This window comes from Polaromonas aquatica, from assembly GCF_042659145.1.
Taxonomy (GTDB): domain Bacteria; phylum Pseudomonadota; class Gammaproteobacteria; order Burkholderiales; family Burkholderiaceae_C; genus Polaromonas; species Polaromonas aquatica.
In genome coordinates, this window is the sequence record NZ_JBHSRS010000084.1 from 448292 (window position 1) to 474094 (window position 25803).

A 25803-nucleotide genomic window follows, 5' to 3' on the forward strand; every position below is an offset into this window, starting at 1 on the left:
CCATACGATGAAAACCCGCTCTTTCCTCGCCACCGCTCTGGCCGCAGTGATCGCGGCTGGCCTCACACCGGCCGTGCACGCCCAGCCGGCAACAGATTTCGTCACGGTCAGCGGCAGCGCCACCTACCTTCAGCGCATCGCCCTGCCGCCCGAAGCGGTTCTGACCGTCCGGATTGAAGACATCTCCAGCGCCGGCAACAACGCCCAGGTGCTGGCTGAAACGCGCGAGCCCTTCGGCCAGCGCCAGACGCCATTGGCCTACTCGCTGCAGGTGCCCAGCTCCGCCATTGATCCGAAACAAAGTTATTCCGTTCGGGCCACCATCACCGTGGGTTCAGAGCTGCGGTTTACCACCACACGCCTGTACCCGGCGCTGACACAGGGCGCGCCCAACCTGGTGAATGTCGTTCTTTCCGATGCCTCGACAGCACAGGCGCAAGCCCCCGCGGCCACGCTGCAAAACACCTACTGGAAACTGGTCGAGGTGGGCGGCCGGCCCGTCGCCATGCTGCCCCAGCAGCAGCGCGAAGCCGGCATCATGCTGAGCGGCGACAGTCCTCGTTTGAATGGATTCAGCGGCTGCAACGCATTGGTTGGGACTTACACGCAGGACGGCCCAGCCCTGAAGTTCTCGCAGATTGCCGGCACGCTCATGGCCTGCACGCCAGCGCTCGGCGAGCTTGAAAACAGCATTCTTGAAATGCTCGCCACCACCACCGGGCAACGCATAGAAGGGCAGCAGCTGAGCCTGCTGGGCGGCACACAGGTGCTGGCGCGCTTTGAAGCGGTTTACCTGCAGTGAGGCGAAAGCCAGCCCAGGCCCGCCTGCCCCTTACTTGAGGTAGTTCACAAACCCCGTGATGATCACGGCGTTGAAGAAGTCGATAAACAGCGAGCCCACCAGCGGGATCACAAAAAATGCCTTCGCCGACGGGCCGTTGGCGCTGGTGAAGGCCTGCATATTGGCCATGGCGTTGGGCGTAGCACCCATGCTGAAGCCGCAGTGGCCGGTGGCGATGACAGCCGCGTCATAGTCGCTGCCCATGATGCGGAAGGTTACCCAGTAGGCGTAGGCGAACATCAGCGCCGTCTGCGCCAGCAGGATCAGCAGCAACGGGCCGGCCACCTCGGCCAGTTCCCAGAGTTTCATGGACATCAGCGCCATGGCCAGGAAAAACGCCAGCGACACCTGGCCCACCGCCTCGAACTGGCGCGTCGGCAAGCGCGCCTGGCGCCAGTCGATGACATTGCGCATCAGGGCCGCCAGCACCATGGGGCCGAGGTAAGCCGGCAGCACAATGCCTCGGGCGCTGAGCAAATTCACCAGCACGGTACCCACACCAATCGCCACCGAAATCAGGATGGCAGCGTGCATGAGAGCCCCCTTGCTGCCCGCATCGACATCCTGCGTTTGCGCGGCCTGCGACACGACGGCAACGGCGGACTCGTCCGGTCCGCGCAATCCCTTGCGCCGCATCAGCAGCTTGCCGACCGGCCCTCCAATCGCACAGCCGGCCACCAGCCCGAAGGTGGCGGCGGCAATGGCCGCCGGCAAGGCGCCCACCACACCGGACTGCTCCAGCAACGGGCCAAAGGCTGCCGCGGTGCCGTGCCCGCCTGTGAGTGCAATCGACCCTGCAGCCACACCTATGAGCGGATGCACACCCAGGGCCGAGGCCAGCAGCGCGCCCAGCGTGTTCTGCATCAGCACCAGCCCTATGGCTGCCGCCAGAAACAGCGCCACACCCACGCCGCCTTTTTTCAACAGCTCGAAACTGGCGGAAAAACCGATGGTGGTAAAAAACACCAGCAGCATCAGGGTGCGCACGTCATCGTCAAAGTGCAGCACAAAGCTGCCGGTCTCGTGGCCCACCAGCGCCACCAGCGAAAACAAGACCCCGCCAATGATGGGGCCGGGAATGAAATAACGCGCGAGCAGCCCGACTTTTTTCTTGATGAACTCGCCCACCACCAGCAACACGGCGGCCATGCCGACGGTTTGGGCGATGTCGAGGGAAATGATGATCATGGTCATGTGTCCTTGAGGGGGTCAGGCAACACTTGCCCATCTGAAGCGCTATTAAATGCATAGCTTCCGGCGCGCGTATGCCAGGCGCCAGCGATCAATTCTATCGCCAGGGCCTGGTCACAGGCTGCAAATGGAGGCGGCAATTTCCGATCAAGCCCATGTGCATTCACCACAGGCTGGCGCCCGCAAGTGAAAATGGGGGCCGCTGCTTCAGTGGTCGTGGTGCAGGTACTTGCCCTCGCGCGGCAAACGCCAGGCCACTGCAAACGCGATGACCATCATGACCGTCACATACCAGTAAAACGCCGATTCGTGGCCTATGGATTTCAGGCCCAGCGCAACGTACTCGGCCGAGCCGCCGAAGATGGCGTTGGCTACGGCGTAGGCCAGGCCCACACCCAGTGCCCGGACCTCGGGCGGGAACATCTCGGCTTTCACGATGCCGCTGATGGAGGTGTAAAAACTCACGATGGCCAGTGCCAGCACGATCAGTACACCAGCCATGAAGGGACTGGTCACGCCCTGCAGTGCGCTGAGTATGGGCACCGTTGCCACTGCGCCCAGCGCACCGAAGAGCAGCATGTTGGTGCGCCGGCCTATGCGGTCCGACAGCGCACCGAACAGCGGCTGCATGCACATGTAGAGGAACAGGCACACCGTCATGACGTTGCTGGCGGTCTTGATGGACATGCCGGCCGAGTTGACCAGGTACTTCTGCATGTAGGTGGTGAAGGTGTAGAAGATCAGCGAGCCGCCGGCCGTGTAACCCAGCACCGTGAAAAACGCCGCCTTGTGGTGGCTGAACAGGTGCGAGATGGTGCCGGCATTCTTGTTGGCGCGGCCTTCGGCTGTCGTTGTTTCGTGCAGCGTGCGGCGCAGCAGCAGCGCGACGACGGCGGTGATGGCGCCGATCACAAACGGGATGCGCCAGCCCCAGGCGCGCAGCTCGGCATCGTCCATGAGCTGCTGGAGCACCACAACCACCAGCACGGCCAGCAACTGGCCGCCTATCAGCGTGACGTACTGGAAGGAAGAATAAAAGCCGCGCTGGCCGCGCAGCGCGACCTCGCTCATGTAGGTGGCGGTAGTGCCGTATTCACCGCCAACCGACAAGCCCTGGAACAGCCGCGCCACCAGCAGCAGCGCGGGCGCCCAGGCGCCGATACTGGCATAGGTCGGCAGGCAGGCGATGAGCAGCGAACCGCCGCACATCATGGAGACCGAAATCACCATGGAGTTCTTGCGGCCGTTGCGGTCTGCGATGCGGCCGAAAAGCCAGCCGCCAATCGGACGCATCAGGAAACCCGCGGCAAAAATGCCGGCGGTGTTCAGCAACTGGGCCGTGGGGTCGGACTTGGGAAAAAAGGACGGCGCGAAATACACCGCACAAAACGCGTAGATATAAAAATCGAACCACTCCACGAGGTTGCCCGACGAGGCCGCCATGATGGAGAAGATGCGATGACGCTTTTCATGCTCGGTGTAGTGTGGAGCTGCGGAGGGGTTTGCAGTGTCGGCCATGCGCCATGATGCCGCTGCAAAGCCTGTTTGTCGTCGGAAATTTTTACCTGTTGCTGTAGGACCAGGCTACAACCAGCGCCTGACGCTGGCCAGGTAGTCTGCATAGCTGCTGCCAAACAGGGCGGCCAGCGCCCTTTCTTCAGGCCTGATCTGAAAGCGCGTGATGTACAGCACAAACACCAGTGGCCCCAGCAAGGCCCACGCCGATGAAAGCAACACGGCCCAGGCCAGCAGTATCAATGCCATGCCGACGTACATGGGGTTTCGGGTGATGCGGTAAACACCCGAAGTCACGACCGTTGCCGTCTTGTCCGGCCGCAACGGGTTGACCGTGGTCTTCGCGCGGCCAAAGGCGATGACACCCGCCAGGTCAAAGCCCAGGCCGGCCAATGCAATGAGTGAAGCCGCCGTCACGCGCACGGCAGGCGGCAGTTCAACATGGGGAGCCAAGCCGCCAAGACCCCACATGGCGACGGCAAGCAGCAACGCCACTGCGGGCGGCGGGACTTTGAGTTCAAGTTTGTGCATATGGACTGGAGTGACGGAATCAGCGGCTCAAAGATGGCGCAAATGTCACACCAGTTTAACCAGACGGCCTCAGCAGGCCAGGAAAAACCTGTGGGCACACAGCGCCCCGGTTTTTCCAAGCCCGGCCCTCCCGGCCGGCCTACTGGCCCAGCAGTATCTGGGCAATGATGCCGGTGGCAACGGCCACCAGAACGTAGTCGGCGCCGGTCTGCACCCAGTGGTAGCCGCGTGGTGGCGGGCTCAGGTGATGGCCGCGCCAGTCGTCCACCACATAACTGCGGCTGCGATACTGGGGCGGCAAACGGCCACCGCGATAGTAGTTGTGATCCGGACCCGCGCCACGTTCGCCCCGTTGGTCCATATGGGCTTGCTGCGGAGGCCGGTTCTCCGGTCCGCGCCCATTGTTACGCTGGCCCTCAGGGCCGCCACGCTGGTACTGCGGTGGCCCCCCACGCTCATCCCGGCCCTGACGGCCGTCCCGCTCCTGCGCAAGTGCAAGACCGCTAAAAGTCAGTGAAACCGCAGTCAGCGCGGCAATGGCAGCTTTGCTTTTCATGATGGGGCCTTTCCTTGTTTTGAGGCTTGATTGTTAGCCGGTCCAGCCCGGCCTCCGCGTAGGCCAAAATCCTCTTTACCTCACAATCGCACAAACCTTACATTGTGAAAAACACGTAAAAACCGTAAAGGGGCCACGATCAGGGCCTCCGCTTGAAATGCCCGCCGCAGGCTCCAGTTGCAAAAAATGACCGAACCACTGCACATCGTTTGCCCGCATTGCCACACCACCAACCGCGTACGCGCAGACCAGCTCGGCAGCGAGCCGACCTGCGGCAACTGCAAAAAGGCGCTTTTTACGGCGCACTCCACGGCCCTGGACGAAGCGGCGTTTGACCAACACATCAGCCGCAACCAGATCCCCGTGCTGGTGGATTTCTGGGCGCCGTGGTGCGGCCCCTGCCGGCAGATGGCGCCGGCTTACGAGCAGGCGGCGGCGCAACTGGAGCCGCAGGTACGCCTGGCCAAGGTGGACACCGAAGCCGTGCCCAGCCTGGGCGCGCGTTTCAATATACGCAGCATTCCCACACTGGCCTTGTTCAAAAACGGCCGCGAGGTGGCGCGCCAGGCCGGGGCCATGGGCGCCTCAGACATCGTGCGCTGGGTGCAGTCACACCTGCGCTGACCACCTAAAGGCCATCGCAATTGCTATTAATTAGATAGCTTATCCCGCGCTATCCACGGCGGCAAGCGGCACTTTTTATATAAAAAATCAGGCCAGCACGCGCTGCAGCCAGCTTTCAAGGTCGCTGATCTCCTGCGGGCAGACCGAGTGCTCCATCGGGTAGTCATGCCAGTCCACCGCGTAGCCCATGGCCTTGAGCGCGTCACGCGAGGCGACGGCGCGCGGCAACGCGACCACGCCGTCATGCGTGCCGTGGCCGAGGAAAATCGGCACACCCTGGCTGGCCGCACTGCGCTCCGCCGCGGTCTTGTCCGCCAGCGGCAGGTAACCCGACATGCCGACGATGCCGGCCAGTTTTTCCGCGTGGCGCAGGCCCACCATCAGCGCCATGGCGCAGCCCTGCGAAAAGCCGGCAACGACGATGCGGCTGGCCGGTATGCCGCGCGATTTTTCATGGGCAATGAGTTCCTCGATCTGCGCCTGCGACTTGCGCAGGCCGGCTTCGTCTTCGCGCTTGACCAGGTCGGCCCCCAGGATGTCGTACCAGGCGGGCATTTCGTAGCCGCCGTTGATGGTGACGGGTATCACCGGCGCATTGGGAAACAAAAACCGCACCGGGCCGACGCTGGACAAATCCATCTGCCCGGCAATCGGCAAAAAGTCCCGTCCGTCGGCGCCCAGGCCGTGCATGATGAGGACGGTGGCAACGGGGTTTTCGCCGGTCTGGGCTTCGATAACTTTAAGGGACATGGGTGTGGTCTCGGTGGTGTCTTGAACAGCACCGGATTTTAGGCGCCCTGCCCGTCCCCGCTTGCGGCAGGCCTCAAGCCTTAAGGTCGGCCTAAGCTGGTCGCCCAAGAATGGCTTCATGGCCTCGCACCCTTCTTCCCCAGGAAGCCCCACAACACCCGGCCAGGCACGCAGGCAGGAGCCGGGGTGCCATGCCTCCCCAAAAGGAGAACCGACACGTGACAACACCGGATACACAGCCTGCGGAAAAAACCACGGACAGGACGGAAAAACTACTGCAGAACGGGCTCTCCGCGCACATCCTGCCGGCCTCGGCCACGATGATAGGTGTGTGCATGACGGTGCTGTCTATCGGGCATCTGGGTCCCGGCAGCGAGCTGCACATGCTTGTGGACAAGGTCCTGGCGGTGGACGCCCTGGTGTTTCTGGCCAGTGCCCTGCTGTCGTTCATGTCCATGCGCACACAGCGCTTTGCGAACAAATTCGAGGCCCGCGCCGAGCTGGTGTTCATCACGGGACTGGGACTGCTGGCACTCGTCGCCGTGGTGCTGGCTTTTGCGATCACCTGACACGGCGCAACCCACAGGTCGCAGGACCATAAAGAAAGCCTGCCATGAACACTGTCCATGAACTCATAGACGAGATAGACCACGGCAGCATGCCTGATGCGGAGCGGCGCAAGGTCTTGCTGGCTGCCACCGGCGTTCTGGGCGGCGTCGGCCTGCTCGCCGCTGCCTATCCGTTTATCGCCAGTCTGGAGCCGTCGGCGCGGGAGCTGGCGCAAGGCGGCCCGGTGCTCAGCGACATCTCGACACTGGCCGTCGGCGAGTTGCGCACGGTGGCCTGGCGCGGCAAACCGGTCTGGCTGATGCGCCGCAGCGACGAGATGGTGCACGCACTGCAGCAACCCAACCCGGCATTGGCCGATCCCTTGTCGAAACGTTCGGAGCAGCCGGCGTCCTGCGTCAACGCAACACGCTCCGAACGCCCTGAGCTGCTGGTCGCTGTGGGCATCTGCACACACCTCGGCTGCTCGCCGGTCCTGCACCTTGACGACGGCGCACTCAACGCCGAACTGCACGCCCCGGGCGGCTTTCTGTGCCCCTGCCACGGCTCGCGCTTCGACCTCGCCGGCCGGGTCGTAAAAAACGTGCCGGCCCCGACGAATCTGGAGATTCCCGACTACCGCTTTACGACGGCAACCACAGTACAAATAGGCTGAAGCAGGCAGGCCCAATGAAGTGCGCAGCCCGAAAGAAATGCTGCGGCGCATCCAGACGCATGCCGCCTGCGTACTTTCAATACAGATGCCGGCAAGGGCAGTGGTGCATTTCGCTTAAATCTGGTTGAATGGATTCCCGGGAGGTATTTTTTATGAACAACTGTTTCCTACCCCCATTGGCCAGAACCAGCTGGCAACCGGCAAGGGCCGGGCGGCAGCTTGCGCTTTTCATCTGGCAGGCTGTATTGTTTTTTGTACTTCAGGCGTTTTCGCTGCCCGTCCTTGCGGAGGCGTTCTCAAGCGCCGATGAAAAAAGTGTGCACGCCGTGGTCGACGCGCAACTGGCGGCACTGGCAAAGGACGATGCAAAAAAAGCTTTTTCCTATGCCGCCCCCAATGTGCGCAAGTCTGTCGGCTCGGCTACGGGTTTTATCGCCCTGGTGCGCAAGGAGTACCCCATGGTCTACCGGCCGGCCTCGGTCGTTTTTCTCCGGACCGAAGGCAAGGACGATGAAGCTTTTCAGCGCGTGCAGATACTGGACGCCGACGGCAATTCCTGGCTGGCGGTATACAGCCTGCAGCGGCAAAAAAACAAATCGTGGCTTATCACCGGCTGCGTGGTCGTTGAAAGCCGCAGCCGCATGGCGTGACGCCAACGCCACGTTCCCGACAGTGGCCGGCGGCTGCTTTACGGCCGCACCGGCTAGCGGTCAATACGTACCGATGTAATCCTTCTTGCCCACTTCCACACCGTTGTGGCGCAGGATGGCATAGGCCGTGGTGGTGTGGAAGAAGAAATGCGGCAGGCCGTAGTTGAGCAGATACGACTGGCCGGTAAAACGCTTTTCTTTCGGCGTGCCGGCCTGGGTGACGATCTCGCGCGTGGCGGCTTCGTCAAACTTCGCCGTATCCAGCCCTTCGATAAAACCCAGCACTGTCGTGATGCGGGCCTGCAGGTCGGCAAAGGTCTGTTCGTTATCTTCCAGCTTCGGGACCTCTACACCCGCCAGCCGTGCCGACACGCTCTTGGCAAAGTCGGACGCTACCTGCACCTGGCGCAGCAGCGGGAACATGTCGGGGAACAGGCGTGCCTGCAGCAGTGCGTTCGGGTCTATCTTTTTCTCAGTGGCATGCGCTTCGGCCTTGCGCAAAACGTCGCTGAGCCCGCCCAGCATTTGTTTGAAGACTGGAATGGAGGTGGTGTAGATCGAGGAAGGGGCGCTGCTCATGGATTCTTTCGTTAAGGGGGAAATTTCGCGGAATCGGGAATTTTCGCCGGATCCGCTCCGGACTGAAGACAAGGCGACCATCATCGGTCGCCCCGCTTATTCGTTGCCGGCGCTTTTGGCCTTGACCAGCGGCTGCCAGCCTGCATACGTGGGGTAGTGGCGCAACACCACAGGCCCGTTGAAGTCCCAGGTCATGCACTTGCCCAGGTGAAACGGCGGCTGCCCATCGGCAGTTGACGGCATGCGGGGTTTGTCCTGCTGGCGCGCCTGGTAAACCGGAATGGTCTGGTAGGCCGCCGTCGCCATGTTGAACAGCAATTCGCGCAGGTGGGTACAGCCCCGGATGCCGCCCAGCGCCTTTTCAATGGCGTGCCGCCAGCCCGGCCCCATGGTGACACCGACCATTTTTTGCATCGGGTCCTGTGCCTGCACACACTCGGAAAACGGCCTGCTGTCCATCGCGGCGAAGATATCCCGGATGGTCATGGTGTCGTCCACCGTGGCGCGGATATGCATGTCGTGAATCGGCGTTCCCGGGGACATGTCGCCCTTTTCCGGCGACACCATGGCATAGGCCTTGGTGTCCGTCATTTGGGCTTCGATATCCCAAAGGCCGTCTTCACGCAGGTACCCGTTATACGAAACCTTGCGGTGGTGCAGATGTTTTCTGGGTTGGGGCGGCGGTAGTGGCAACGGGAATTCCTTCAAATCAAGATGGCGCAACAAGCATTTTGGCCGTTTTACGGCCTCGCCGCTGGCGTCCGGACCAGTAACCCGCGATGAGGCAAGCCGGCATTGGCCCTTTTCGGGCTCAGGCTATACGCTTTCGCACACAAAAGAATTAAGCAAACGAGAAGTTTCGGTATGCCCGGAGCCAGGACACGGGTGCATGAAAGGCCGCTCACGCATCAGGCCGGACAACCATTCATCAATCAGATCGGTGTCATTGATGGTCTTCAGGGCCTGGTAGGCAGTTTCGGCCTCAGGGAAACGCCGGCGCAGGAAATTGAGCCACTGTTTGAGGCGTCCGGCGCGGGACTTCTTGTCCAGCCGGGTGCAGACGATGTGCCAAAAATCGGCCAGCAAGGGCACCAGCATGGGCCAGTTGATGCCTGCCTGCATCGATGCGGCCGCAGGATCACGCATCGAAGCCTTGATCGCCAGGCCCAGGCCCGGGTCTGTCACCGCGCCGCGGCCGATCATCAGCATGTCGCAACCCGACACCTCACGGCAGCGCTGCGCATCTTCCACCGTCCATATCTCGCCATTGGCCACCACTGGGATATCCACCACCGCACGAATGTCTCCAATGCGCTCCCAGTAGGCGGGCGGCCTGTAGGCCTGTGCCTTGGTGCGCGCATGCACAACCATCTCATCGGCGCCGCCGTCCGCAATGGCCAGCGCACATTCAAGGGCGCGCGAATCATCGCTGTAGCCGAGGCGCATCTTCGCCGACACCGGCATGTGCGCCGGCACGGCGCGGCGCACTGCCGTGACGATGGCCAGAATGGTCTCCGGCTCATTGAGCAAAGCCGCCCCGCCGCCATGGCGGTTGACGACATTGGCCGGGCAGCCGAAGTTGAGGTCAATGCCGGCAGGCCCAAGCGCGGCGAGGCGTGCAGCATTTTCTGCAAGGCATACCGGGTCCGAGCCCAGCAGTTGCGCACGCACCGGTACACCGGCAAAAGTACGGCCGCCATTGTGCAGCTCGGGCACGATGCGGGTGAAGACGCGCTCGGGCAGCAACTGGTCGGTGATGCGGATGAACTCCGACACACAGCGGTCAATGCCGCCCACGCGCGTCAGGATGTCGCGCAGGACAAAGTCCAGCAGGCCTTCCATCGGAGCCAGCAAGATAGTCGCGCGTTCAACCGTCATGCCACCGGAGCCCTATTTGGCGGCCAGGCGCCAGAGCGACGTAACTTCCGCTGCCCGCGCCGCATGCAGCGCGTCCGTCACATCGGAAACCTTGGGATGATGCGGCTGCGCGTCAAGTCGGCCCACCACCTTGAGCCCCGCAGCCTCAATGACCGCCAACAACCACTCGCGCGTGCGCAGGCCCAGGTGCTCGGCAATGTCCGACAGGATCAGCCAGCCTTCGCCCTTGGGTTCAAGGTGCGCGGCCAGGCCATTCAGGAAGCCGAGCAGCATCCGGCTGTCTTCGTCATACACCGCGTGTTCGAGAGGCGAGCCGGGGCGTGCCGGCAGCCACGGCGGGTTGCAGGCGATGATGTTGGCCTTGCCCTCGGGGAACAGGTTGGCCTCACGCACCTCGACCTGCGGAAAACCCAGGCGCTTGAGGTTGTCGCGCGCGCAGGCCAGCGCACGCGGGTCCTGGTCGGTGGCCACCACGCGCTGCACGCCGCTGCGCAGGGCCAGCACCGCGGCCAGCACGCCGGTGCCGGTGCCTATGTCAAAAGCAACCAGGTCAGCGATGCCATCGGGCACGGGCGCCTGCGCCACGAGGTCTATGTATTCGCCACGCACCGGCGAGAAAACGCCGTAATGCGGATGCACGCGGTTGTGCGGCCCGTCCTCACCCAGCGCAGGAATGGCCACACCCTTGCGGCGCCATTCATGGGCGCTTATAAAACCCATCAGTTCACGCAGCGATGCAACACAAGCGCTATTTGCGGATCGTTCCGCCGACAGGCCGCCCTTAGGCGGAACAGCCCCCTCGGGGGGCAGCGCAGTACGCGCAGCGACAAGCGTGGGGGCTGCAGAAGCTGGCCCCCAGGCTTCTGCGCAGGCTTTTTTTGCATCCGGCGCACGACGCAAGGGAATGCTGTAGTCCGCATCAAACGGGATCAGCACCATGCCCAGCACACGGGCACGTTGCGCCTGTGCCTGGCGGTGCAGGTGAAAGGCTTCCGGAAAAACCGGCGCGGGTGCTTCGGCCACCGCTTCTGATTCACCCGCCTTGTGACGTTTGGTGCGTTTTGGTTTGGCCGGCTTGTCGACACGGCGCGCCATGGCCTGCAACAGCAGGCGCGCGTTCTGGAAGTCACCACGCCAGAGCAGACCCGTGCCTTCGCAGGCCAGGCGGTAGGCCGTGTCGGCTGCCATGCTGTCGTCGGCGATCACCACCCGTTTGGGAGGCGCAGCACCGCGCTCGGAGCGCCAGCGCGCCGAGCGGGCCTCGCCCGCCTCCGTCCAGTGAATCATGGGCGGCGAGCCCACTATGGCTTGTGCGGTGGTGGAAACGGAAACAGCAGGAGCAGGAGAGGGAATGGACATTCAGGACAAACAGAAGGGAGAAGGGAAGGAGTCCAGCTGTTTTAACAGATGGACGCAAAGGGGCGACGCCAGCCGCCCAAAAGGCCCCTCAAAGACCCTTCAAAACCGCTTTACCCCCATTTTATGAAGAAAAGTGCCCATGGCCGCCATAAATCGGGCGCAACCAGCTATCAAATGGATAGCAATTTGTGTCGTGGCCTGTTGCACAACCAGCCCTGACCGGCAGGTTTATCCGGTCAACCGGGTAAAAGCGGCAGAAAACGCGGTGCGCCCGCCACATTCACAGCGCCATCCTCAGCCATACTGTAAATGCCGCGCGCCGCATTGTGCGGATGCACTGCGGCCTCCGCGATGCCCAGCACCGGGGCAAAACACACATCGCTGCCTTCCAGCAGCGCACACCAGTGGGCACGCGGCTGGCTGGCAAACAGCGCGATGAAGCGGGTTTTCAGCACTGGCCACATGGTCTTGTCGTACTGCCTGGCCGGGTCCACATCGCTCAGGCCCAGCTTGTCCAGCAGCAGCGCGTAGAACTGCGGCTCCAGCGCGCCCAGCGTGATAAAGCCACCGTCGGCACAGGCGTACACATCATAAAAAGGCGAATCGTGGAACGGGCTTGGCTGCGGCCCGTCAATCTGCCCGCTGCTGCGCACCCACTGCGCGATGCCGCCCAGCATGGCCAGCACATCAACGATAGCGCCGTCCACCACGCGGCCACGGCCGCTGCTGCGCGCCTCCAGCAGAGCACAGGCGATACCAAACGCCAGGCCCAGCGCGCCGCCGGCATCCCCCACCACGGTAGGCGGCACGATGGGCCGCTCGCCGCGATGCGCCGACAGCGACAGCAGGCCGGTCAGCGCGACATAGTTCAAATCGTGCCCCGCGGCCTGGGCCAGCGGCCCGCTTTGCCCCCAGCCGGTCATGCGGCCGTAAACCAGCTTTGGGTTGCGCGCACCGCAGTCGGCGGGCCCCAGACCCAGCCGCTCCATCACGCCGGGGCGGTTGCCTTCAATCAATGCGTCGGCACCTTCCACAAGCGTCATCGCTTCGGCAAGCGCGGCTGCATTCTTGAGGTCCAGCAGCACAACGGTCTTGCCGCGGCGCAGCGGGTTGTCGCCCGCCCCGCCCAGCTGTTCTGTCACAGCGCCCTTTTGCGGCCGGGCGATGACGGTCACATCCGCGCCCATATCGGCCAGCATGCGGCCGGCCAATGGGCCGGGACCTATGCCTTCGAATTCAACGATGCGAACGCCTGTCAGGGGTGCCTTCATGACTCGAGCTTTCGTGCAATCAGGTCTTTCATGACCTCGTTGGCACCGCCGTAGATTTTTTGCACGCGGGCATCGGTGTAAAGACGCGCAATCGGATACTCGGCCATGTAGCCGTAGCCGCCAAACAGTTGCAGGCATTCATCGACTGCCTTGCATTGCTGCTCGGTGCACCACCACTTGGCCATGTAGGCGGCTTCGTCGTCCAGCTTGCCGTCCAGCAGGCGTTGTATGCAGTCGTTGACAAAGCTGCGCACGATGTGGGCCGTGGTCGCCACCTCGGCGAGTTTGAAGCGCGTGTTCTGGAAGTCGAACAGCGTCTGGCCGAAGGCCTTGCGCTGCTGGGTGTGCTCCAGCGTCATCTCCAGTGCACGCTCTATCACCGCCGCGGCAGGCACGGCGATCAGCAGGCGTTCGTAAGGCAACTGGCCCATCAGCTGCTTGAAGGCTTCGCCCTCCTTGCGGCCCAGCAACTGGTCGGCCGGCACGCGCACGCCGTCAAACGACAGCTCGGCAGTATCGGATGCATGCAACCCGATTTTTTCGAGGCGGCGGCCGACCTTGAAACCCTCCAGGCCCTCGGTTTCCAGCACGATCAGCGACAGGCCGCGGCTGCCGGGCTCGCCGGTACGCGCGACCAGCACCAGCAGCTTGCAGGTGGAGCCGTTGGTGATGAAGGTCTTGGCGCCGTCAATGACATAGTGATCGCCGTCGCGCCGCGCCTTGGTACTGATGGCTTTCAGGTCCGAACCGCAGCCGGGCTCGGTCATGGCGATGGCCGCCAGCATCTCGCCACTGACCAGCCTGGGCAGCCAGCGCTGTTTCTGCGCCTCGGTCCCGTAGGCCAGGATGTAATGTGAAGCGATCGAATGCACGCCCGTGCTGGCAGGTATCTCGGCCCTGGCCAGTTCATCCTGCACCACCAGCTGGTAGGCCAGAGTGGCACCGGCGCCGCCGTAGGCCTCTGCCATCTCGGGCAGCAGAAAGCCCATCGCACCAAACGGTGCCCAGACCTCGCCCGGAATAAAACCCTGGCGGCGCCAGCCGTCCAGATGCGGCGACATCTCGCCGGCAATGTAGCGACGCACCTGTTCGCGAAAAGCGTCTATGTCTTCGTCCATCCAGGGATGGCGTAGCAGTTGGGGCAGCATGGTTTCCTTTCGGTCTGTTTCGGTTTTTCGTTTCAGCCGCGCGGCGCGCGGGCCAGAAAGCGCGTACAGGCGGCGTTGAATGCCTCTGTGCCCGCATGCACAACTTGCGCGGCACGCTCTTCGTCGAGTTGCCGGGCCAGATCGTTGCTGGAGGCAGCGTCCAGCAGACGCCGGGTGTCGCGCACGGCTGCGGTCGAAAGACGGCCCAAACGTTGCGCGAGGGCCTGTGCCTGTTCGGCCAGGTCGGCGTCATCGACGCAGCGCCAGATCAACCCCCATTGCTCGGCCTGCGTCGCGTCTATGCGTTCACCAAGCAGCGCCATGCCGCGCGCGCGGCTGCGGCCAAGCAACCGGGGCAGGACCCAGGTAGCGCCCAGATCGGGCACCACACCGAGCACTGAGACCTGAGGTATCAGGAAGTACGCCGAACGAGCCGCGAGTACAACATCGGCAGCCAGGGCCAGGCCGACGGCCCCGCCCGCGCAGGGCCCGTTCACCGCCGAGACCACCGGCAGCGGGCATTCGGCGATGGCACGCACAAGCGGGTTACCCACCTCCTGCATCGCCGCGCCTATAGCTGCGCTCGCATGGGCCGGCCCACCGGCCAGCACGTTGCCAAACCACCCGATGTCGCCACCGCCCGAAAAGGCCCGGCCGGCACCGGCCAGCACAATGGCACGGGTGCGATCGTCGGCCACGCACTCACGTATTTGCGCCAGGATCGCCGCCATCATTTCAGGCCCCAGCGCATTGAGCGTTTTGGGCCGGTTCAGCGTGATCGTCGCCACGCCGTCACTCAGCGTGCATTGCACAGTCGCAGTCATCGCTCAGATCCCGGTCAGGCCGCCGCTGCACATCAGCGTCTGGCCGCTTACATAGTCGGACTCGGGAATGCACAGCAGGTACACCGCACCGGCCGCCTCCTCGGGTGTGCCGCCGCGGCCCAGCGGAATGCCGCTCTCCATCGCTGCCATCAGCCCTGGATTGACACCGATCTTGATCTCGCGACCATCGACATTGGCGGTGGCACCTTCGTTGGCGTTGCCGGTCAGACGGGTTTTGATAAGTCCGTAGGCGACAGCGTTGACCGTGACGTTCATGCGCCCCCATTCCTTGGCCAGCGTCTGTGTCATACCGACGATTCCGGCCTTGGCGGTCGAATAATTGGTCTGGCCGGCATTGCCGAACAGGCCAGCCACGGACGAGATGTTGACCACCTTGCGCATCACACGCCGGCCGGCCTCCGTTTCTGCCTTGCCGAGGGCGCGAATCACCGGCTGCGCCGCGCGCAGGATGCGAAACGGCGCGGTCAGGTGACAGTCGATGATGGCGTACCACTGCTCGTCGCTCATTTTCTGGATCACGTTGTCCCAGGTGTAGCCGGCGTTGTTGACGATGATGTCCAGGCCCTTGTATTCGCTGATGGCGGTTCCGATAAAACGCTCTGCGAAGTCCGGCGCGGTGACATTGCCGACGCAGGCTACCGCCTGGTCGCCGGCATCGCGGATGGCCTGCACGGTTTCCTGTGCAGGCGCGGCGTCAAGGTCGTTGACGACGATGCGCGCGCCTTCGCTGGCCAGCTTGAGCGCGATCGAGCGGCCGATGCCGCGGCCCGAACCTGTGATGAGGGCGACCTTGCCTTCGAGTTTTTTTGTCATGGGTAATTTCTCCTGAAAGTGTTTATGGAAATGCGACGAGAGCTTCACCAACAATCTTGGCTTGCCCGAACTGGTTGGCGCTTTGCAGCTCTATGCGCAAGCAGCGCTCGCCCTCATGGTTCAGCTTCTCGACCACACGGCCGCTGCAGTGCATGGTGTTGCCCAGGTGCGTGATGCCCTGGAAACGCACGTCAAAGCGGCGCAACCGGCTCTGCGGCGCCCAGCCGGTCAGCAGCCGGCCCAGCCAGGCCATGCCCAGCATGCCCTGCGCAAACACGTCCGGCATGCCCGCGCGGCGCGCCACATCGGTGTCTATGTGGATGGGGTTGTGGTCGCCCGAGGCGCCGGCAAACAGGGCCAGCGCCGTGCGGTCCACGGTCGGCAGTTGCAGCGCCGGCAATTCATCGCCGACCTTGACAGTGCCGTAGTCTGGTTTTTTCATGGTGCTGTCCTGTCAGTTGCGGCAGACCAGGACCGAACGCAGCTCGGCCACCAGTTCGTCCCGCTGGTTGGTGGCGCGTGAGGTCTTGACGACGAACTCAAGGGCACCGTTTTTTTTGTCATAGATGTCCGTGACCTTGGAGCGCACGGTCACGGTGTCACCGACGCAGGCCGGCCTGTGGTAACTGAAACCCTGCTCGCCATGCAGCAGCTTGGCTATCGGTATCTGCAGCTCTTCGATCAGGCGGAACGCCGCGCCCGAATCCAGCTCGGCGGCGAACAAAAATGTAGGCGGCGCCGGCAGGTCCGGATAGCCTGCATCACGGGCGGCGGCCGCATCGGTGTAGACCGGATCGGTCTCGCCTATTGCCTTGGCAAAGAACTGCAGCCGGCTGCGCTCAATCGGCAACACCGACGCAGGCAACTCATGGCCTATCCATTTCTTGTCAATCACGGGATTCCCTTTCAAACACGTTCGTACAGGGTGACGACACAGGCGCCGCCCAGGCCCAGGTTGTGCTGCAGCGCCAGCCGCGCACCCTCGACCTGGCGCTTTTCGGCCGTGCCGCGCAACTGGTGCGTGAGTTCGTAACACTGCGCCAGACCGGTAGCACCCAACGGATGGCCTTTGCTCAGCAAGCCGCCGGAAGGATTGGTGACCACCTTGCCGCCATAGCTGTTGTCGCCGTCGACAATGAACTTCTCGGCGCCGCCCGGAGGGCACAGGCCGAGTGCTTCGTAGCTGATCAGCTCGTTGTGGGCAAAACAGTCGTGCAGTTCGACCACATCAACATCCTGCGGGGCTATGCCCGCGGCTTCGTAAACCTGGTCTGCTGCGGCTTTGGCCATGCTGAAGCCGACCACCTCACGCATGTCGCGTGCCTCGAAGGTGGCGGGACCGTCCGTGGTCATGGCCTGCGCCTTGATGCGTACATTGCGCTTCAGGCCGTGGCGTGTCGCAAATTCTTCCGAACAGACGATGGCCGCCGCTGCGCCGCAGGTCGGCGGGCAGGCCATCAGGCGCGTCATCACGCCTGGCCACATCACCGGTGTGTTCAGCACCTCTTCTTCGGTGACCACGGTGCGGAACAGGGCCAGCGGATTGTTCGCAGCATGGCGACTGGCCTTGGCGCGAATCTTTGCAAAGGTGGACAGCTTTGTGCCGTACTGCTGCATGTGGGCCAGGCCCGCGCCGCCGAAATAGCGCAGCGCCAGCGGAATCTCGCCATGCCCGACCAGCTCCTCGGTTGCCTTGTCGAAACGGTCAAAGGGGCTGGGCCGGTCCTTGAATACGGAGCCCAGGGCCCCCGGGCTCATCTGCTCGAAACCGAGCGCCAGCACACAATCTGCGGCACCGCTGGCCACCGCCTGGCGCGCCAGGAACAGCGCAGTCGAGCCGGTGGAGCAGTTGTTGTTGACGTTGACGATGGGGATGCCGCTCATGCCCACCTCATAAAGCGCAGACTGTCCGGCGGTCGAGTCGCCGTACACATAACCGACATAAGCCTGCTGCACCAGATCGTAGCCAATGCCGGCATCGGCCAGTGCCTGGCGCGTTGCCCTGGCGGCCATCTGCTGATAGGGCTCACCCACGCCGGGCTTGGTAAAGGGGATCATGCCGACCCCGCTGACAAAAACATCGCGACTCATGAAAACTCCTGTGTTGACTTGAAAAAAAACGACTCAGAGAAGGCGTGAAGAAACCGTCGCGAGCAGCCCGAGCTCGCGTTGAGGACCACAGATGCGGGATAGCGTTGCGCAGCAGGTTTATTCCTGCCGTCTCAAGCTACCTTGCGTTCGCGGCCCTCCCAGAAGGGCTCGCGCAGTTTGGTCTTGAGCACCTTGCCGGCGCCCGACAACGGCAAGGCATCGACAAAATCCACGCTGCGCGGGCATTTGTAGCCGGCGATCAGCGATTTGCAATGAGCAATCAGGGCGTCCACCGACAGGTCTTGCCCCGGCTTGCGTACCACCACGGCATGCACGGCCTCGCCCCACTCGTCGCTGGGCACGCCAATCACCGCGCAGGCCGCTACCGCGGCATGCTGGGCCAGCGCGTTTTCGACCTCGACCGAGTAGACGTTCTCGCCGCCCGTGATGATCATGTCCTTGAGCCGGTCGGCAATGAAGATAAAACCGTCCTCGTCCATGTACGCACCGTCGCCGGTGTGCATCCAGCCATTGCGCACCGCAGCCGCCGTCAGCTCGGGCTTGTTCCAGTAGCCCTGCATTACATTGGGGCCGCACACCACGACCTCGCCCACCGTACCGCGCGGCACTTCCTGGCCTGCGGAGTCCACAATCCTGACCTGTGTGATGTAGCTGGCCCGTCCGGCAGAGCGCAGCTTGCCGAGCTTGCGCGCTTCCGGCGTGTGGTACCAGGCCGGGTTGACGGTGGCCAGCGGCGAGAGCTCGGTCATGCCGTAAGCCTGCACAAAACCTACGCCAGGCAGCGCGGCCATCGCCCGCTCTACCAGCGCCTCGGAAATCGGCGAGGCGCCGTAAACAATGGTTTGCAAGGCGCTGAGGTCGCGCGGTTTTTTGATTGCCGGGTGGTCAACCAGCATCTGGATCATGGTCGGCACCAGCAGCAGATGGGTGACGCGGTCGCGCTCCAGGGTGTCGAGCACGAGTTCCGGGTTGAAAGCCGGGATGATCGAATGCGTATTGCCCTCAAGCCAGTGCGGCGCCGAGATCCCCATATCGGCCAGATGAAACATGGGCGCCGCATGCATGTAGGTGCCGCCCGGTGTGGCCAGCCGTTCTGCATGCAATGCCAGGCCCGAGCTGCACATATTGGTATGGCTCAGCATTACACCCTTGGGGAAGCCGGTGGTACCGCCTGTATAAAAAATGCCGGCGAGGTCTTCGTCGCGGCGCAGGGCATCGGCCACCGGCCCGGCCCCGGCCAGCAGCGCCTCGTAACCCAGCATGCCGGCCGGCACCTCGCCGTCGCTGCAGTAAATCACTTCACGCAAGCTGCTGCAGTCCTGGCGAATTTTTTCGACCAGGGGACGGAAGGTCTCATCCACCAGCAGAATTGTCGAGCCCGAGTCCTCCAGCGAATACAGGATTTCGGCTGCCGACCAGCGGATGTTGCACGGGTTCAGCACCCCGCCGCCCCAGGGCACGGCCATCTGGTATTCAAGGTAACGGTCAGAGTTGAGCGCCAGCATGGCGACGCGGTCCCCGGTCTGCATGCCCAGCTTTTGCAGCGCCCCCGCGAAGCGCGCCACACGGTCGGCAAACTCAAGGAAAGTGCGCTGGCGCTGGCCGAAACGCACTGCAATGCGCTGGGGGTGTTGCTGCACCGCGCGGTGCAAGGCTTGAGTCAGGTACATTGTTGTCTCCGTTCGGCCCATGAATCGCGCAGGCCTGTTGTTGATGCCGCTCATCGTAAAAGTGGGCGGGCCGGCCCACAATGGCGCATTACGTCGATCACATGGCAAAAGACCTCAACCCACGATTGCTTCCCGCCTGATGCAGCACACGCCGGTCACGATCCCTATCAGCTTTGTGCGCGGCATGCTGTCCGGGGTACAGGCCCGCGGCCAGTCCTGCGAGTCCTTCCTGGCCGGTGCGGAAATCGCTCCCGAGCTGCTCGATCAAACCGGTGCCCGGGTGACCGCGGCCCAGTATGTGATGCTGTTCCGGCTGATGATCGACGGCCTGGACGACGAAGGCATCGCTTTTTTCTCACGCGCCCTCAGGCGCGGCAGCTACGCACTGATAGCCCGCTCGGCGCTGGGTGCACCGAACCTGGAAATGGCCATACGGCGCATCACGCGGACCTTCCAGCTGCTGCAGGATGACGTGGTGGTCGAGCTGGTGCGCGACGGCGCGGAGGCCGGCCTGGCCCTGCGCTTCACGAATCCGGCGGCGGCACACCAGACGTTTATGCATGAGTTGCTGCTGCGCATCTTCTGGCGGCTGCTGGCCTGGCTGGCAGCCAGCAAGCTGTCCGCCACCCGCTTTGACTTCTCGTTCATGAGTCCGCCCTATGCCGGCAGCTATGGCCGGGTGTTCCCGGCCCCCCTGCTTTTTGGCCAGCGGCAATCAGCCTTCTGGTTTGAGGCAACCTGGATGAAAGGCCCTGTGCGCCGGGATGAGGCCGCGTTGCGCGTCTTCCTTATGGAGGCGCAGGCCAACATCATCCTGCCGCGGCGCCACGACGCAGAGATCAGCCTGCGCGTTCGCAGCCACCTGCAAAAAACCCAGCCCGCATGGCCCGACCTTGCGGCCACGGCCGAAGCCATGCACATGGCGACGTCCACATTACAAAGGCGCCTGGCCAGTGAAGGCACATCCTTCCAGGCGCTGAAAGATGCGCTGCGCCGCGACGCAGCCATCACCCGCCTGAACACCAGCACCGTACCGCTGGCAGCGCTGGCCTGTGAGTTGGGCTTTGCCGACAGCGCAGCCTTCCAGCGCGCATTCAAGAGCTGGACCGGAAGCGCCCCCGGAGCCTACCGCCGCGGCGGGGCCTGAGCCAGCCATATTTCCAGGAAACTTTTATGCAAAAAGTGCCTGTAGCGCAATATAGATGAGCGCAACCAGCTATGAATTAAATAGCAATCCATCCATCATATTTTCAAGCAGGCGCCGCGGATCTGGCTCCGCCAGGCCGCAGGCGCCGTCTGTTGCAGGAGGAAGATTAGGCGACACGAGGTGGGCCTCAACAGGGGTACATCCCTCTTTCTCAGCAGGGGCCGGGGTCCGGCTTCGCCGGCCCACAGGCGCCGTCCCCTGCAAGGGGAAAAGGCGTTACACGCAGTGAACGCCGATAGGGGTGTTCAAGTCAGACACTCCAGCCGCCACCCAACGCGCGTATCAGCCCAACAGTCGCCAGGTACTGCGCGGTTTTCACCTGCAAAGCCTGGCGGCGGTTGCGCAACTCGCTGCGCTGCGCGTCCAGCAGTTCGAGCTGGCTGACAAAACCATTGCGGTAGCGCGAATCGGACAACAGCGTGGCACGGCTGCTGGAGGCGACGGAACGCGACTGCGCTTCGGACTGGTCTGCCAGCAGGCGCAGTGCCGAGAGCTGGTCTTCGACGTCACGGAAGGCGACCAGCACCTGCTCGCGGTAGTTGGCCAGGGCAATGCTGAGGTCCGCATTCGCACCCTGCACGCCCGCCTCGCGGCGCCCGCCGTCAAAGACGGGCAATGACAACAAGGCGCCCACGCCCCAGGCCTGGGTGGAGAGCTTGAACAGGTCCTTGATATCGGGCGCGGCGTAACCGCCGTTGGCCGTCAATGAAAAGGTCGGGAACCACGCGGCCTTTGCCACGCCAACACGGGCCTGCGCGGCCTGCATGGTGCTCTGTGCCGCGGATATGTCCGGCCTGCGCGTCAGCACCGTGCTGGGCACGCCTGCGGGAATCACCGGCAAGGCGGTAGCCCAGGCGGCGGGTGCGACTTCAAAGTTTGAAGCGACCTCGCCCACCAGCACGGCCAGTGCGTGCTCAAGCACGGCACGGCGCTGGTCCAGCGCCAGGGCTTCAGACTCCGTCGAGGCCGCCTCGCTGCGCACACGGGCCACATCCAGCTCGGCGACATCGCCCTCCCTGAAACGAACCTCGGTCAAACGCAAGGTGTTGCGGTAAGCCTGCAGGGTGTCGCGCACCAGGGTACGCTCGCTGTCCATGGCGCGCAGGCTGAGGTAGGTTTGCGCCACATCGGCCTGTACCAGCAGCTGTGTGCTGCGCAGCAAGGCTTCGCGTGATGCAGCATCAAGCGACGCCGCATTCGATGCACCAGAGAGCCTGCCGAACAAATCGACTTCATACGACAGGTTGGCCCCCGCGCTCACCACGGTTTGCGCGACGTTGTTTGTTGTTGAATTTTTCTGCCGTGTTGCGCCCGCGCCCACGCCCAGTTGCGGAAAGCGGTTTGCATCCGTCTGGCCTGCAATGGCGCGGGCCTGCGCCAGCCGGCCCGCAGCCACCTGCACGCTGCTGTTGTTGCCGTTGGCTTTTTCGATCAGGCCATCAAGCACCGGATCGGCAAACACCTTCCACCACAGGCCTTGAACCTGCGGGGCCACCGGTGTCGACGTCACTGCCGCTGCGTTCTCCTTGAACGCGGCTGGCGCGGCTGGCAGGCTGGCCGGGTCAACAACCGCGCTGGTGGCGCAGCCGGCGAGCAGCAGTGCCAGCACCAGCGGTGCCAGCGCGGTGCGCAAATTTGAAGTTGTCTTGTTCATGATGAACTCCTTGCTTTTTTTCAGTTATTTATTATTCATGCTGGCCGCGGGGCGCAGCGGGTTGCGGCTGGGCACCTGCACCTGCACCTGCACCTGCACCTGCACCTGCGCCGTGGGCGCTGGCAAAAGCCTCCAGGTGCGGCACTTCACCGTGCAGCTTGAGCGGACGGTTGCCCGCCATGCGGCGCAGCGCGACATAAAACACCGGCGTGAGGAACAGGCCGAAGGCCGTCACACCAATCATCCCGGCGAACACCGCCACACCCATGGCCGAGCGCATCTCGGCCCCTGCGCCGGTGGACAGCACCAGCGGCAACACACCCATGACAAAAGCCAGCGAGGTCATCAGGATGGGGCGCAGGCGCAGGCGGCTGGCTTCAATCGCGGCCTGCACCGGCGTGCGCCCGGCAAACTCCAGCTCACGTGCAAACTCCACGATCAGGATGGCGTTTTTTGCCGACAGCCCCACCAGCACCATCAAGCCGATCTGGGTGAAGACGTTGTTGTCGCCCCCGGTGATCCACACGCCGGTCATCGCGGCAAGCAGGCCCATGGGCACGATCAGGATGATGGCAATCGGCAAGGTCAGGCTTTCATACTGCGCGGCCAGTACCAGAAACACCAGCAGGATGGCCAGCGGGAACACCAGCACCGCAGAATTGCCGGCCAGGATTTCCTGGTAGGTCAGCTCGGTCCACTCATAGCCAATGCCCTTGGGCAGGGTCTCTGCCGCAATGCGCTCAATGGCTGCCTGTGCCTGGCCCGAGGAATAACCCGGCGCCGGGCCGCCGCTGACGTCGGCCGAAAGATAACCGTTGTAGCGCATGGCGCGCTCCGGGCCAAAACTCGAATTGACCTTCATCAGCGCCGACAGCGGCACCATCTCGCCGGTGCTCGAACGCACCTTCAGCAGGCCCACATCTTCAGCCCGCGCACGGTAGGCTGCATCGGCCTGCACCCGCACGCTGTAGGTGCGGCCGAACTTGTTGAAGTCGTTCGCATACAGGCTGCCGAGGTAAATCTGCATGGTGTCGAAGATGTCGGTCACCGGAACATTCAGCTGGCGCGCCTTGGTGCGGTCAATGTCGGCATACAGCTGCGGCACGTTGACCTGCCAGCTGGTGAAGACGCCGGTGATCTCCGGCGCCTGCGAGACCTTTCCCATAAAGGCTTTCACGGCCCCGTCCATGGCGTCATAACCCAGCGAAGCGCGGTCCTCCAGTTGCAACTTGAAGCCGCCCGTAGTGCCCAGGCCCTCTACCGGCGGCGGTGGAAACATCACGATGAAGGCATCCTGAATGCTGCCGAAAGCCTGGTTCAACTGCCCCGCCACAGCACCGCCGCTCTGGTCGGCACGCTTGCGCTCGTCAAAAGGCTTGAGCGTGGCAAACACAATGCCCGAGTTGGAGCTGTTGGTAAACCCGTTGACAGACAGGCCGGGGAAGGCAATCGCGTCTTCCACGTTCGGGTTCTTTTTCATGATCTCGCCCATGCGCTGGATCACGTCGTCGGTGCGGTCCAGGGTGGCGCCGTCGGGCAACTGGGCAAAACCGATCAGGTACTGCTTGTCCTGCGCCGGCACAAAACCGCTGGGCACGAGTTTGAAGACACCCACCGTCGCGGCCACCAGCACCAGGTAAACGGCCAGCATCATGGTCTTGCGCGAAATCGCCCCTTTCACACCTGAGCTGTAGGCCTCGGAGCCACGGCCGAACAGGCGGTTGAAGCCGGCGAAGAAACGGCCGAACACCTTGTCCATGCCGCGCGTCAGTGCGTCTTTTGGCGCATCGTGGCCCTTGAGCAGCAAGGCCGCCAGCGCTGGCGAAAGTGTCAGTGAATTGATGGCCGAGATCACAGTGGAAATCGCAATCGTCACCGCAAACTGGCGGTAGAACTGCCCGGTCAAACCGCTGATAAAAGCCAGCGGCACAAACACGGCCACCAGCACCAGCGCAATCGCAATGATGGGGCCGGACACCTCGCGCATGGCGCGGTAAGTCGCTTCACGCGGCGTGAGCCCGGCCTCGATGTTGCGCTCCACGTTCTCGACCACCACGATGGCATCGTCCACCACAATGCCAATCGCCAGCACCAGCCCGAACAGGCTGAGCGCGTTGATCGAAAAGCCCAGCAAATGCAGCACCGCAAACGTGCCGACCACCGACACCGGCACCGCCAGCAACGGAATGATGGAGGCGCGCCAGGTTTGCAGGAACAGGATCACCACCAGCACCACCAGCGCGATGGCTTCGAGCAGCGTGTGTATCACCGACTTGATGGAGGCGCGCACAAACTGCGTCGGGTCGTAGGCGATACGGTACTCCACGCCTTCGGGCATGTTCTTCGCCAGTTCGTCCATGGTCTTGCGCACCTCGGCCGATATCTCCAGCGAGTTGGAACCAGGCGCCTGGAACACGCCCATGCCGACAGCCTGCTTGTTGTTGAGCAGCGAGCGCAAGGCATAGTCGGCAGCGCCCAGTTCCAGCCGCGCAATGTCGCGCAGCCGCGTGATGGCGCCGTCGGCACCGGTCTTGACGATGATGTCGCCGAACTCCTCCTCATTCTGCAGCCGGCCCTGTGCGTTGATCGAGAGCTGCATGTCCACACCGTCCAGCCCCGGCGATGCGCCTATCACGCCGGCCGCGGCCTGCACGTTCTGCCCGCGGATGGCAGCCACCACGTCGCTGGCCGAGAGGCCGCGCTGCGCCACCTTCTGCGGGTCCAGCCAGACGCGCATGGAATAGTCGCCGCCGCCGAAGATCTGAACCTGGCCCACACCCTGGATGCGCGCAAGCCTGTCCTTGACGTTCAGCACCGCGTAGTTGCGCAGGTAGTTGATGTCGTAGCGGTCGTTCGGCGACACCAGGTGCACCACCATGGTGATGTTGGGCGCGCTCTTGACCGTGGTCACGCCGAGCCGGCGCACTTCCTCGGGCAGGCGCGGCTCGGCCTGCGAGACGCGGTTCTGCACCATCTGCTGCGCCTTGTCGGGGTCTGTACCCAACTTGAAGGTCACGGCCAGCGTCATCACGCCGTCAGTGGTGGCCTGGCTGTTCATGTAGAGCATGCCTTCGACACCGTTGATGGATTCCTCCAGCGGCGTGGCCACCGTCTCGGCAATCACCTTGGGGTTGGCGCCCGGGTACTGGGCACGCACCACGATGGTGGGCGGCGCGACTTCCGGGTATTCGGAAATCGGCAAACCGCGCAAGGCCACCAGGCCGGCGATCAGCATCAGCAGCGACAACACGCCGGCAAAAATGGGCCGGTCAATAAAAAACTTGGAAAGGTTCATGGCAATTCTTCTTGTTTAAGGGCGATACCCTGTTCAACACAACCGTTCGGGCTGAGGTCCCTGCCGTTCGGGCTGAGCCTGTCGAAGCCGCC

General features: G+C 63.3%; 25 protein-coding genes. 6 read left to right on the forward strand and 19 right to left on the reverse strand.

Annotated features, from left to right (window positions below):
* Positions 1-7 precede the first annotated feature (7 nt).
* Entirely contained in the window at positions 8-802 is a 795-nt protein-coding gene (locus ACFQND_RS23310) for a YbaY family lipoprotein (protein ID WP_371439924.1), read from the forward strand.
* 30 nt (positions 803-832) lie between these two features.
* On the opposite strand, the gene gltS is transcribed toward ACFQND_RS23310, so the two are convergent.
* The 4 genes from gltS to ACFQND_RS23330 form a co-directional block, all read right to left on the reverse strand.
* Positions 833-2029, reverse strand: a complete 1197-nt coding sequence (gene gltS / locus ACFQND_RS23315) for a sodium/glutamate symporter (RefSeq protein WP_371439925.1) — start codon at positions 2027-2029, stop codon at positions 833-835.
* 210 nt (positions 2030-2239) lie between these two features.
* Entirely contained in the window at positions 2240-3550 is a 1311-nt protein-coding gene (locus ACFQND_RS23320) for an MFS family transporter (RefSeq protein WP_371439926.1), read from the reverse strand.
* A gap of 66 nt (positions 3551-3616) precedes the next feature.
* A complete protein-coding gene (locus ACFQND_RS23325; protein WP_371439927.1) occupies positions 3617-4078 on the reverse strand; it encodes a methyltransferase family protein in 462 nt (153 codons plus the stop codon).
* Between the two features lie 139 nt (positions 4079-4217).
* Positions 4218-4634 carry an RcnB family protein gene (locus ACFQND_RS23330; RefSeq protein WP_371439928.1) on the reverse strand — a complete coding sequence of 139 codons (417 nt, stop codon included), beginning with the start codon at positions 4632-4634 and terminating at the stop codon, positions 4218-4220.
* 186 nt (positions 4635-4820) lie between these two features.
* On the opposite strand from ACFQND_RS23330, the gene trxC reads away from it, so the two are divergent.
* Positions 4821-5258, forward strand: coding sequence for a thioredoxin TrxC (trxC, locus tag ACFQND_RS23335; RefSeq protein ID WP_371439929.1), 438 nt, complete (start codon positions 4821-4823; stop codon positions 5256-5258).
* A gap of 87 nt (positions 5259-5345) precedes the next feature.
* On the opposite strand, the gene ACFQND_RS23340 is transcribed toward trxC, so the two are convergent.
* Entirely contained in the window at positions 5346-6008 is a 663-nt protein-coding gene (locus ACFQND_RS23340) for an alpha/beta hydrolase (protein ID WP_371439930.1), read from the reverse strand.
* A gap of 218 nt (positions 6009-6226) precedes the next feature.
* Between ACFQND_RS23340 and ACFQND_RS23345 the strand changes: the two genes are divergently transcribed.
* From ACFQND_RS23345 to ACFQND_RS23355, 3 genes are all read left to right on the forward strand, one after another.
* A complete protein-coding gene (locus ACFQND_RS23345) occupies positions 6227-6577 on the forward strand; it encodes a hypothetical protein (RefSeq protein WP_371439931.1) in 351 nt (116 codons plus the stop codon).
* A gap of 44 nt (positions 6578-6621) precedes the next feature.
* Entirely contained in the window at positions 6622-7230 is a 609-nt protein-coding gene (gene petA, locus ACFQND_RS23350) for a ubiquinol-cytochrome c reductase iron-sulfur subunit (RefSeq protein ID WP_371439932.1), read from the forward strand.
* Between the two features lie 152 nt (positions 7231-7382).
* Positions 7383-7880 carry a DUF4864 domain-containing protein gene (locus ACFQND_RS23355; RefSeq protein WP_377414670.1) on the forward strand — a complete coding sequence of 166 codons (498 nt, stop codon included), beginning with the start codon at positions 7383-7385 and terminating at the stop codon, positions 7878-7880.
* 60 nt (positions 7881-7940) lie between these two features.
* Here the strand turns inward: ACFQND_RS23355 and ACFQND_RS23360 are convergent, their stop codons facing one another.
* From ACFQND_RS23360 to ACFQND_RS23415, 12 genes are all read right to left on the reverse strand, one after another.
* Positions 7941-8459, reverse strand: coding sequence for a DUF1993 domain-containing protein (locus ACFQND_RS23360; protein ID WP_371439934.1), 519 nt, complete (start codon positions 8457-8459; stop codon positions 7941-7943).
* 96 nt (positions 8460-8555) lie between these two features.
* Entirely contained in the window at positions 8556-9185 is a 630-nt protein-coding gene (locus tag ACFQND_RS23365) for a DUF2889 domain-containing protein (RefSeq protein ID WP_371439935.1), read from the reverse strand.
* Positions 9186-9275: 90 nt separating this feature from the next.
* A complete protein-coding gene (locus ACFQND_RS23370; protein WP_371439936.1) occupies positions 9276-10337 on the reverse strand; it encodes a tRNA dihydrouridine synthase in 1062 nt (353 codons plus the stop codon).
* A 12-nt stretch (positions 10338-10349) separates the two neighbouring features.
* Positions 10350-11696, reverse strand: coding sequence for a methyltransferase (locus tag ACFQND_RS23375; RefSeq protein ID WP_371439937.1), 1347 nt, complete (start codon positions 11694-11696; stop codon positions 10350-10352).
* A 236-nt stretch (positions 11697-11932) separates the two neighbouring features.
* On the reverse strand, positions 11933-12967 hold the full coding sequence (locus tag ACFQND_RS23380) for a CaiB/BaiF CoA transferase family protein (protein WP_371439938.1): 1035 nt from the start codon (positions 12965-12967) through the stop codon (positions 11933-11935).
* A complete protein-coding gene (locus ACFQND_RS23385; protein WP_371439939.1) occupies positions 12964-14115 on the reverse strand; it encodes an acyl-CoA dehydrogenase family protein in 1152 nt (383 codons plus the stop codon). Before ACFQND_RS23385 ends, ACFQND_RS23380 begins: the two co-directional genes overlap by 4 nt.
* A 32-nt stretch (positions 14116-14147) precedes the next feature.
* Entirely contained in the window at positions 14148-14939 is a 792-nt protein-coding gene (locus ACFQND_RS23390) for an enoyl-CoA hydratase/isomerase family protein (RefSeq protein ID WP_371439940.1), read from the reverse strand.
* 3 nt (positions 14940-14942) lie between these two features.
* Positions 14943-15773 (reverse strand): SDR family NAD(P)-dependent oxidoreductase, encoded by an 831-nt coding sequence (locus ACFQND_RS23395; protein WP_371439941.1) that lies wholly within the window; start codon positions 15771-15773, stop codon positions 14943-14945.
* Positions 15774-15795: 22 nt separating this feature from the next.
* The gene (locus ACFQND_RS23400; RefSeq protein ID WP_371439942.1) at positions 15796-16215 is read right to left on the reverse strand and encodes a MaoC family dehydratase; all 420 of its coding nucleotides are present in this window, start codon (positions 16213-16215) and stop codon (positions 15796-15798) included.
* Between the two features lie 12 nt (positions 16216-16227).
* Positions 16228-16668, reverse strand: a complete 441-nt coding sequence (locus tag ACFQND_RS23405; RefSeq protein WP_371439943.1) for a MaoC family dehydratase N-terminal domain-containing protein — start codon at positions 16666-16668, stop codon at positions 16228-16230.
* Positions 16669-16679: 11 nt separating this feature from the next.
* Positions 16680-17864 (reverse strand): lipid-transfer protein, encoded by a 1185-nt coding sequence (locus tag ACFQND_RS23410; protein WP_371439944.1) that lies wholly within the window; start codon positions 17862-17864, stop codon positions 16680-16682.
* A 131-nt stretch (positions 17865-17995) separates the two neighbouring features.
* A complete protein-coding gene (locus tag ACFQND_RS23415) occupies positions 17996-19555 on the reverse strand; it encodes a long-chain-fatty-acid--CoA ligase (protein ID WP_371439945.1) in 1560 nt (519 codons plus the stop codon).
* 139 nt (positions 19556-19694) lie between these two features.
* Here ACFQND_RS23415 and ACFQND_RS23420 point away from each other — a divergent pair, with 139 nt between their 5' ends.
* On the forward strand, positions 19695-20702 hold the full coding sequence (locus tag ACFQND_RS23420) for an AraC family transcriptional regulator (protein WP_371439946.1): 1008 nt from the start codon (positions 19695-19697) through the stop codon (positions 20700-20702).
* A 310-nt stretch (positions 20703-21012) separates the two neighbouring features.
* On the opposite strand, the gene ACFQND_RS23425 is transcribed toward ACFQND_RS23420, so the two are convergent.
* Positions 21013-22416 (reverse strand): efflux transporter outer membrane subunit, encoded by a 1404-nt coding sequence (locus ACFQND_RS23425; protein ID WP_371439947.1) that lies wholly within the window; start codon positions 22414-22416, stop codon positions 21013-21015.
* A gap of 31 nt (positions 22417-22447) precedes the next feature.
* On the reverse strand, positions 22448-25711 hold the full coding sequence (locus ACFQND_RS23430) for an efflux RND transporter permease subunit (RefSeq protein ID WP_371439948.1): 3264 nt from the start codon (positions 25709-25711) through the stop codon (positions 22448-22450).
* Positions 25712-25803: the final 92 nt, after the last annotated feature.

Bases quoted from the DNA above. Each gene is read 5' to 3' on its own strand.
- ACFQND_RS23310 (WP_371439924.1), top strand. From the start codon at position 8: ATGAAAACCCGCTCTTTCCTCGCCACCGCTCTGGCCGCAGTGATCGCG.
- gltS (WP_371439925.1), bottom strand. From the start codon at position 2,029: ATGATCATCATTTCCCTCGACATCGCCCAAACCGTCGGCATGGCCGCC.
- ACFQND_RS23320 (WP_371439926.1), bottom strand. From the start codon at position 3,550: ATGGCCGACACTGCAAACCCCTCCGCAGCTCCACACTACACCGAGCAT.
- ACFQND_RS23325 (WP_371439927.1), bottom strand. From the start codon at position 4,078: ATGCACAAACTTGAACTCAAAGTCCCGCCGCCCGCAGTGGCGTTGCTG.
- ACFQND_RS23330 (WP_371439928.1), bottom strand. From the start codon at position 4,634: ATGAAAAGCAAAGCTGCCATTGCCGCGCTGACTGCGGTTTCACTGACT.
- trxC (WP_371439929.1), top strand. From the start codon at position 4,821: ATGACCGAACCACTGCACATCGTTTGCCCGCATTGCCACACCACCAAC.
- ACFQND_RS23340 (WP_371439930.1), bottom strand. From the start codon at position 6,008: ATGTCCCTTAAAGTTATCGAAGCCCAGACCGGCGAAAACCCCGTTGCC.
- petA (WP_371439932.1), top strand. From the start codon at position 6,622: ATGAACACTGTCCATGAACTCATAGACGAGATAGACCACGGCAGCATG.
- ACFQND_RS23355 (WP_377414670.1), top strand. From the start codon at position 7,383: ATGAACAACTGTTTCCTACCCCCATTGGCCAGAACCAGCTGGCAACCG.
- ACFQND_RS23360 (WP_371439934.1), bottom strand. From the start codon at position 8,459: ATGAGCAGCGCCCCTTCCTCGATCTACACCACCTCCATTCCAGTCTTC.
- ACFQND_RS23370 (WP_371439936.1), bottom strand. From the start codon at position 10,337: ATGACGGTTGAACGCGCGACTATCTTGCTGGCTCCGATGGAAGGCCTG.
- ACFQND_RS23375 (WP_371439937.1), bottom strand. From the start codon at position 11,696: ATGTCCATTCCCTCTCCTGCTCCTGCTGTTTCCGTTTCCACCACCGCA.
- ACFQND_RS23380 (WP_371439938.1), bottom strand. From the start codon at position 12,967: ATGAAGGCACCCCTGACAGGCGTTCGCATCGTTGAATTCGAAGGCATA.
- ACFQND_RS23385 (WP_371439939.1), bottom strand. From the start codon at position 14,115: ATGCTGCCCCAACTGCTACGCCATCCCTGGATGGACGAAGACATAGAC.
- ACFQND_RS23390 (WP_371439940.1), bottom strand. From the start codon at position 14,939: ATGACTGCGACTGTGCAATGCACGCTGAGTGACGGCGTGGCGACGATC.
- ACFQND_RS23395 (WP_371439941.1), bottom strand. From the start codon at position 15,773: ATGACAAAAAAACTCGAAGGCAAGGTCGCCCTCATCACAGGTTCGGGC.
- ACFQND_RS23400 (WP_371439942.1), bottom strand. From the start codon at position 16,215: ATGAAAAAACCAGACTACGGCACTGTCAAGGTCGGCGATGAATTGCCG.
- ACFQND_RS23410 (WP_371439944.1), bottom strand. From the start codon at position 17,864: ATGAGTCGCGATGTTTTTGTCAGCGGGGTCGGCATGATCCCCTTTACC.
- ACFQND_RS23415 (WP_371439945.1), bottom strand. From the start codon at position 19,555: ATGTACCTGACTCAAGCCTTGCACCGCGCGGTGCAGCAACACCCCCAG.
- ACFQND_RS23420 (WP_371439946.1), top strand. From the start codon at position 19,695: ATGCAGCACACGCCGGTCACGATCCCTATCAGCTTTGTGCGCGGCATG.
- ACFQND_RS23425 (WP_371439947.1), bottom strand. From the start codon at position 22,416: ATGAACAAGACAACTTCAAATTTGCGCACCGCGCTGGCACCGCTGGTG.
- ACFQND_RS23430 (WP_371439948.1), bottom strand. From the start codon at position 25,711: ATGAACCTTTCCAAGTTTTTTATTGACCGGCCCATTTTTGCCGGCGTG.